This is a genomic window from Pseudomonas sp. CBZ-4 (assembly GCF_000346755.1).
Lineage (GTDB): Bacteria > Pseudomonadota > Gammaproteobacteria > Pseudomonadales > Pseudomonadaceae > Aquipseudomonas.
In genome coordinates this window covers 1-7,993 of record NZ_ANNV01000060.1, presented here as the reverse complement: position 1 = coordinate 7,993, position 7,993 = coordinate 1, and the positions used below count along the sequence as shown (strand labels likewise).

The 7,993-nt window shown below is 63.2% G+C and carries 8 protein-coding genes; 5 read left to right on the top strand and 3 right to left on the bottom strand.

The features are described from left to right. Window positions 1–60: 60 nt before the first annotated feature. On the bottom strand, window positions 61–1,209 hold the full coding sequence (locus tag B348_RS0107430) for an aldose epimerase family protein (protein WP_017735510.1): 1,149 nt from the start codon (window positions 1,207–1,209) through the stop codon (window positions 61–63). Between the two features lie 137 nt (window positions 1,210–1,346). On the opposite strand from B348_RS0107430, the gene B348_RS0107425 reads away from it, so the two are divergent. Continuing rightward, the gene (locus B348_RS0107425; protein ID WP_026136632.1) at window positions 1,347–2,114 is read left to right on the top strand and encodes an SDR family NAD(P)-dependent oxidoreductase; all 768 of its coding nucleotides are present in this window, start codon (window positions 1,347–1,349) and stop codon (window positions 2,112–2,114) included. A gap of 158 nt (window positions 2,115–2,272) precedes the next feature. On the opposite strand, the gene B348_RS0107420 is transcribed toward B348_RS0107425, so the two are convergent. After that, window positions 2,273–2,869: a glutathione S-transferase family protein gene (locus tag B348_RS0107420; RefSeq protein WP_017735508.1), complete on the bottom strand. Its 597-nt coding sequence runs from the start codon at window positions 2,867–2,869 to the stop codon at window positions 2,273–2,275. Between the two features lie 57 nt (window positions 2,870–2,926). Next, window positions 2,927–3,793, bottom strand: a complete 867-nt coding sequence (locus B348_RS0107415) for a LysR substrate-binding domain-containing protein (protein WP_017735507.1) — start codon at window positions 3,791–3,793, stop codon at window positions 2,927–2,929. Window positions 3,794–3,927: 134 nt separating this feature from the next. On the opposite strand from B348_RS0107415, the gene B348_RS0107410 reads away from it, so the two are divergent. The 4 genes from B348_RS0107410 to B348_RS0107395 all read left to right on the top strand — a co-directional run. Then, window positions 3,928–4,974: an agmatine deiminase family protein gene (locus B348_RS0107410; protein WP_026136631.1), complete on the top strand. Its 1,047-nt coding sequence runs from the start codon at window positions 3,928–3,930 to the stop codon at window positions 4,972–4,974. Continuing rightward, window positions 4,971–5,852, top strand: coding sequence for an N-carbamoylputrescine amidase (aguB, locus tag B348_RS0107405; protein ID WP_017735505.1), 882 nt, complete (start codon window positions 4,971–4,973; stop codon window positions 5,850–5,852). Before B348_RS0107410 ends, aguB begins: the two co-directional genes overlap by 4 nt. Then, window positions 5,849–6,931 carry an extracellular solute-binding protein gene (locus B348_RS0107400; protein WP_026136630.1) on the top strand — a complete coding sequence of 361 codons (1,083 nt, stop codon included), beginning with the start codon at window positions 5,849–5,851 and terminating at the stop codon, window positions 6,929–6,931. The genes aguB and B348_RS0107400 overlap by 4 nt, the downstream gene beginning before the upstream one ends. 7 nt (window positions 6,932–6,938) lie before the next feature. Continuing rightward, a partial coding sequence (locus B348_RS0107395; RefSeq protein WP_017735503.1) for an agmatine/peptidylarginine deiminase occupies window positions 6,939–7,993 on the top strand: 1,055 nt, incomplete at its 3' end.

Here is a 7,993-nt window from a genome sequence, read left to right as displayed (position 1 = left end):
GACAGACCGAGGTGCCTGCATCGCAGGCAAGCCAGCTCCCACAGAAGCCAGCTCAGGGCTCTAGTCCGCGGTGAATCTGAAAATGGTGTTCTGGGTGTAGGTCTGCCCAGGATTCAGGCGGGTGGACGCAAATGCCGGCTGATTCGGCGCATCCGGAAAATGCTGGGTCTCCAACGTAAACCCACTCCAATGCTGATACGTCTTCCCAGCCTTGCCCTTCACCGTCCCATCCAGAAAGTTGCTGGTATAAAACTGCACCCCAGGCTCGGTGGTAAACAGCTGCAAGCGCCGCCCCGACTCGGGATCATGCACCTCGGCAGCCAGCTTTTTCGCGTCACCTTTGCTGTCCAGCGCCCAGTTGAAGTCAAACCCACCTCTCTTGGGCTCGGCAAACTTGAGCAGCGGATGATCCTCCTTGATGTGCTGGCCAATCGGCGTGGGCGTGAGGAAATCCATCGGCGTGCCCTTCACTGGCGCCAGTTCACCGGTGGGAATCAACGTCGCATTCACCGGCGTGTAATGGCTGGCGTGCAGGGTGGCGACGTGCTTGAGAATGTCGCCATTGCCGGCGCCGGCAAGGTTGAAGTAGCTGTGGTTGGTCAGGTTGAGCACCGTGGGTTTGTCGGTGGTGGCCTTGTAGTCGATGTGCAATTCGTTGTTGTCGTTGAGGCGGTAGGTGACTTCGGTCTTGAGGTTGCCGGGGAAGCCCATCTCGCCGTCCTTGGACAGGTAGGTGAGGGTCACGCCCACCGAGTCCTTGGCCTTCACGGGCGTGGCGGTCCACACGTGCTTGTCGAAACCCTGGGCGCCGCCATGCAGGGCGTTGGGGCCGTCGTTGAGGGGCACCTGGTAGCGCTTGCCATCGAGCTCAAAGGCGCCGCCCGCCAGGCGATTGCCGAAGCGGCCGATGGTCGCGCCGAAAAACGCCGTGCCGGCCTGATAGCCCTGCACGTCGTCGAAGCCGAGCACCACGTCTGCGACCTTGCCGTGTTTGTCCGGCACCTGCAGCGACTGCAACACGCCGCCGTAGGTAATCACCGTGGCTTGCATGCCATGGCTGTTGCGCAGTACGTATTGCTCGACGGCGGTACCGTCATTGGTTTTGCCGAAAGGCTTGTGCTCGCTGCTGAGGCCTGCCGCCTGGGCGCCGCCGCTGGCAATCAGCATGGACATCGCCAGGCCCGAGAGCAGGTAACGAGGGTGCTTCATGATCGAACTTCCTTTTGTTGTTTTGAGTGGAATAGTTCTACTAATGTGCGATATTTTGTCGATGAGACAGCAGATTTATAACCTTAAACGCCTTTTATGCAAAATAAAATAAGACTAATTAAGCGAGGCCACCCGTTATGACTACCCAGCACGCCGTTTACCCCGATCTCGAAGGCAAGACCGTCCTGATCTCTGGAGGGGCGTCGGGGATTGGCGAGTTTATGGTGCGCGCCTTTGCCGCGCAGGGCGCCAAGGTCGGTTTTGTGGACCGTGCGCAAAGCCAGGGCGAACGCCTGGCGGCGCTGTTGAGTGCCCAGGGGCGCACGGTGGAGTTCGTGCAGTGCGACATCACCGACGAGATCGCCTACAAGGCCGCCATCGCGCGTTTCGAACATTCCCTGGGGCCGATCACCGTGCTGGTGAACAACGCCGCCAATGACGTGCGGCACACCCTCGAAGAGATCGACTCGGACACCTTCGACAAGCTCATCGGCGTCAACCTCAAGCACGCCTTCTTTGCCGCCAAGGCCGTGGTGCCGATGATGAAAAGCGCAGGCGGCGGGGCGATCATCAACCTCGGCTCGGTCGGCTGGATGATGGCCTCGGCCGGCTACCCGGTGTACGCCGCCAGCAAGGCCGCCGCCCACGGCATGACCCGCGCCCTGGCACGGGAACTGGGGCCGAGCCAGATCCGCGTGAACACCTTGGTGCCGGGTTGGGTGATGACCGAGAAACAACTGGCGATGTGGGTCGATGATGACGCCAAGGCCCTGATCGCCCGCAGCCAATGCCTGCCGGGCAGTGTGCTGCCGGAGCATATCGCCGATATGGCGTTGTTCCTCGCCTCGGATGCGTCGGCGATGTGTTCGGCGCAGAACTTTATTGTGGATGGTGGGTGGGTCTGAGCCAGACGCTAACCTTCCCGACAACACAGAACCCCTGTGGGAGCGGGCTTGCCCGCGATGAGGGCGTGCCAGTCGCCTGATGCATGACTGACACACCGCTATCGCGGGCAAGCCCGCTCCCACAAAAAATACTCACCCAACCGGTGATCGGGTGGTGTTTATTCGATGGGGTATTTCTTGAAAGCGGCATGCGGCTCCAGCCGCTCAGCCAGGCGTTGCAGGTTGGGAAACGCCTCGGCCTTCACTACCGACGCCACCGTGTATTGGCTGAACGACCACGCCACAGCAGCTGTAAGGCTAGCCTGGTTCAGTGTGTCATCGCCGGCCACAAGCTTCTCCAGCAACCCATAGGCCGCCAGCAACTGCCCGCTGATGCGCTCAAGCCACGGCGCATGCAGTTTCTCGGCCGGGCGCAGGTTGTGTTCATAGACGATCTGCACACTCTTCTCACAGGCCGCCAGCGCCAGGCCCAGCACTTGCAGGTCGCGGGCGCGTGCGGCGGGGGCCTGGGGCAGCAGCTTTTTATCGGCCGGGGCGAGGGCTTCCAGGTAATCGAGGATCAGGCTGGAATCCATCAGCACCGTGCCGTCGTCCAGTACCAGGGTGGGGGCCTTGACCACCGGGTTGATCTGCGAAAATTCGTCGAAGGTGCGGAACACCGACAGCGATTGATGCTCGAATTCCACCCCGTACAGATCCAGGGAAATAGCCACGCGGCGTACGTAAGGCGAGTCCAACATGCCGATCAGTTTCATGAAGCCTCCATTGCTCTCAACGTCATTGGCCCAAGAGAGTAATTGCACTGGCGCGGCTTATGCCACGTCTATTTGCAAGTGGCTCAGCAGCCACGCGGTAAAGCTGCGCGCCATCGGGTCGTTCTCGCTGTCGCGGTGAGTCAGCAACGCCCAACTGGGCCCGCGAATCGTCGCGTCCACCAAGGGTGTGAGCACGCCATCGGCGCGGGCCTGGTGGCTGAGCAACTGGCTGACCAGGCCGATGCCCAGGCCCGTGCACACCGCATCCAGCAACAGGCCGGGATCGGAAAAATTCAGGCCCTGATCCTGCTGGCCCACATCGATCCCGGCGTCTACTGCCCAGTGGCTCCAGTCCATTTCCCGCTCGCCGTGCAGGGTCGTGCGCTGCGCTGGCGGGGTGTGCAGCAGGCGCGGGTGGCACGCCGGGAATAGCCGGTCGGCGTGCAGCACCTTGAAGCTGCATTCGGCCTGGGAGCTGATGTCGTCACGCACTGCCAGGTCGATGGTCTGGCTGGCCATGTCGGGCACTTCGTCGGTGCTGAAAATCCACAGGTCCACCTCCGGGTGCTGCTGGCGAAAGTCGGCCAGGCGCGGCAATAGCCAATGGCGCGCAAAGGTCGGAGTGGTATTGAGCACCAGTTGATTGGGCTTGCGGTACTGCCCCAGGCGGCGCACGCCCACCGCCAGTTGTTGCAGGAGGGCCTGGGTGGTGCTGAGAAAGTCGTGGCCGGCGTCGGTCAGGCTGACGCTGCGCCCGCTGCGCAAGAACAGCGGCTGTTCCAGGTAGGCCTCGAGGCTGCGGATCTGTTGGCTGATGGCCGATTGGGTCAGGTGCAGCTCTTCGGCGGCCTTGTGGAAACTGCCCAGCCGGGCGGCCGCTTCAAAGCCGCGCAGGGTGCCGAGTGGCGGCCAGTGGTTAAGCATGCTGATAAGTTCCTCTAATCAGTTTTCTACAAAAATCATCGTTTGTTCGGCTTTATGCGCCTACGTAGCATGTATGACACGAAGCCGTGGACAGTTTTCGCTGAACACAATGACTTAACTGATGGGGGCTTGTCATGCAGCACACTACAATTCCTGACAGCATTGGATGGATGCCCGCCGAGTGGTCGCCACACGCGGCGACCTGGATGGTCTGGCCCCATAACCAAGCCTTGTGGGAGACCACCTGGGGCGTGACCCTGGCCCAGGTGCAGCAGGACTTTGCCCGGGTCGCCAACGCCATCGCGCGCTTCGAACCGGTGAAGATGCTGGTGGATCCGTCCGCGCTGGCCAGTGCCACGGCGTTGTGTGGCACCGGCATCGAGTTGATCCCGCAGGCGGTCAACGACAGTTGGTGCCGCGATTCCGGCCCGACCTTTATCTGCCAGCCGCAGGGCGTGGCTGGGGTCAGCTGGCGCTTCAACGCCTGGGGCGGCAAGTCGGCCCATGACCTGGATGAAAGCCTGGCGCGCCGGGTGCTCAATCACCTGGGGTTGGACTGCTTCGGTACCGCGCTGAGCAACGAAGGCGGCGCCCTCCACGTCGACGGCGAGGGCACGCTGATTACCACCGAATCGGTGCTGCTCAACCCCAATCGCAACCCCGGCATGAGCAAGGCCGAGATCGAAGAGATCTTCGCGCGCCTGCTGGGCATCCGCAACACCATCTGGCTGCCCGGCGACCCGGATCACGTCACTGGCGACATGACCGACGGCCATGTCGATGGCGTCTGTGCCTTCGCCCGCCCCGGCGTGCTGTTGGTGGACGCTACCCGTGATCAAGGCTCGGTCTACGCCGACGTAGTACGCGAAAACCGCCGCGCCCTCGAACTGGCCACCGACGCCCGGGGCCGGCGTTTCGAGATGATCGACCTTTACGAAGCCAGCGACGCCGTGAACAGCGCTGCCGACGTGTTCTGCGCCTCCTACACCAACTTCTACATCGCGAACGGCGCGATCATCATGCCGGCCTATGGCATTGCGGCCGACCGGGAGGCGGCGCAGGTGCTGGCTCAGGCGTTCCCCGGTCGCGAAATCGTGCCGGTGCAGATCAACCACCTGGCCCATGGCGGCGGCGGCGTGCATTGCATCACCCAGCAACAGCCAGTGTGGGTGAAGCCATGAGCCTGCTGACGATTGCCACCACCCAGATGCCCTGCACCTGGGACCTGCCCGCCAACCTCGACCGCGCCGAACAACTGGTGCGGGACGCTGCCGCGCAGGGCGCGCAAGTGATCCTGTTGCAGGAGCTGTTTGCCACGCCGTACTTCTGCATCGAGCAGCACCACAAGCATTTGGCGCTGGCCGAGGAGTACGCCCACAGCCGCGTGCTGCAGCGCTTCGCCGCCCTGGCCAGGGAGCTGGGGGTGGTGCTGCCGTTGAGCTGGTTCGAAAAGGCCGGCAACGCGTTCTTCAATTCCCTCAGCGTGGCGGATGCCGATGGGCGCTTGCTGGGGGTGTACCGCAAGACCCATATCCCCAACGCCATCGGCTATCAGGAGAAGGAATATTTCAGCCCCGGCGACACGGGTTTTCGCGTGTGGGACACGGCCTTCGGACGCCTGGGCATCGGCATCTGCTGGGACCAGTGGTTTCCCGAAACCGCGCGCTGCCTGGCGTTGCAAGGCGCCGAGGTGCTGCTGTTTCCCACCGCCATCGGCTCGGAGCCGGGCTGTGCGACGCTGGATTCGCGGGACCATTGGCAGGTGACCATGCGCGGCCATGCGGCGGCGAATATCCTGCCGGTGGTGGCCGCCAACCGCGTCGGCCGCGAAGTGGCGACCACCGATCCGGCGCTGCAGATGGCTTTCTATGGCTCATCGTTTATCTGCGACCACAAGGGCAAGTTGCTGGCCGAAGCCGATCGCGACAGCACCGGCGTGCTCGTGCAGCGCCTGGATCTGGCGGCGATGCGCGAAGAGCGCCTGACATGGGGCATCTTCCGCGACCGTCGCCCGGAGATGTACGCCAGCCTGCTCACCCTCGACGGTCGTCCATCATGAAAATACTCTTGAGTTGTGCGCTGCTGCTCACCAGTGCCTGCGCGTCGGCCGATGACAAAACCCTCAAGCTCTACAACTGGGCCGACTATTTCGCCGCCGACACCCTGGCCAACTTCACCGCCGAAACCGGCATTCAGGTGATCTACGACGTGATGGACGGCAGCGAAACCCTGGAAGCCAAGTTGATGGCCGGCGGCAGCGGCTACGACCTGATCTTCCCCGGCGACACCGTGGCCGAACGGCTGATGCGTGCGGGCAGCCTGCAGACCCTGGACCCCGCCAAGCTTACTGCGCTGGCGGATATCGAGCCGGGCCTGCAACAGCTGCGCAGCCACTACGAGCATTCCAACCAGGCCACGGTGCCGTATACCTGGGGCACCATCGGCCTGACCTACAACACGCGGCAGATTGAACAACGCCTGCCGAACGCGCCGGTCAACAGCCTCGACCTGCTGTTCAAGCCGGAGCTGGCGGCCAGGTTCGCCGACTGCGGGATCTCGCTGATCGACTCACCGGACGAAGTCCTCGCCGTAGTGCTCAACTACCTGGGCCGCGACCCGCGCAGCGCCAAGCCCGAGGACCTGGCGGCGGCCAGTGAGTTGCTGCTCAAGGTGCGCTCGTCTATCCGCAAGTTCCAGTCGCAACCGGTGACCGACCTGGTCAACGGCAACCTGTGCCTGTCCCTCGGCTACAGCGGCGACATGACCCAGGCCCAGCGCGCCGCCGACGCGGCCGGCAAGCCGGTGACCTTTGGTTATCACATCCCCCGCGAAGGCACCACGGTATGGATGGACACCATGGCCATCCCCGTCGATGCCCAGCACCCGGAATACGCCTACGCGTTTATCAACTTCGTGATGCGCCCGCAGAACATGGCTGCCATTACCAACCTTACCGGCTACCCCACGTCGAACGCCAAGGCCCGCCCGGACGTGGAAGCCAGCCTGCGCGACAACCCCGAGATCTACCCCGATGCGGCTACCTTCACGCGGCTGATCGCCGGCAAGGACATCCCCCAGGCCGATATGCGTGCACGTATGCGCGTGTGGACTAAATTCAAGACAGCAACCGTCAAGTGAGCCGCTTATGCCAACCCGTCGCACCTTCATCCAACAAGCCGCTGTGGTCAGCGCCATGACCCTGATCGCCCCGCACCTGCGCGCCGCCACTCGCGGCGGTTTCTACATGCCCGACGAAGGCGAAACACACCGCCAGGCTTTCATCGCCTTTGGCGCCCAGGACGCGATCTGGGAGGACTTCACCGCCGATGTGCAAGCCGCCCTGGGCCGCATCGCCCGGGCGATTGCCGCGTATGAACCAGTCACCGTGTTCTGCCGCGAAGACGAACGTTCACTGGCCGAAAAACACTGCGGCACACGCAATATCAACTTTGTCGAAACCGCGCTGGACGACATCTGGATGCGCGACACCGGCGCCAATTTTGTCATCGATGGCGCCGGCACCCAGCGTGCCGTGGACTTCAATTTCAACGGCTGGGGCAACAAGCAGCAGCACGCCGATGATGCGCTGTTGGCCGCGCTGGTCGCCGAAGAGACCGGGGCCAAGCCTGTGCGCAGCGAACTGGTGGGCGAGGGCGGTGCCATCGAAGTGGATGGCCTGGGCACCGGCATCATGACCGAAAGCAGCTGGATCAACCGCAACCGCAACCCCGACTGGAGCAAGGCCGAGGTCGAAGCCGAACTCAAGGAGCGCCTGGGACTGCGCAAGATCATCTGGCTGCCGGGCATCAAGGGCAAGGACATCACCGACGCCCATGTGGATTTCTACGCGCGCTTCGTCGCGCCGGGCGTAGTGTTGGCCAACCTCGACACCGACCCTGAATCCTACGATCACAAGGTCACCCTGGCGCACCTGGAGATCCTCAAGAACGCCAGCGACGCCGACGGCCGCCCATTGCAGGTACACACCGTGTCGCCGCCGCTCAAACCACGCAAAAACCGCTTCAGCCAGGGCAACCCGGACTTCGCTGCGGGCTACATCAATTACTTCGTGATAAACGGTGCGGTTATCGCCCCGGAGTTCGGCGACCCGCTGGCAGACCGCAAGGCGCTGGACTTGCTGGCCCGGCTCTACCCGCAGCGCAAGGTGCTCCAGCTCAATATCGACGCGATTGCGGCGGG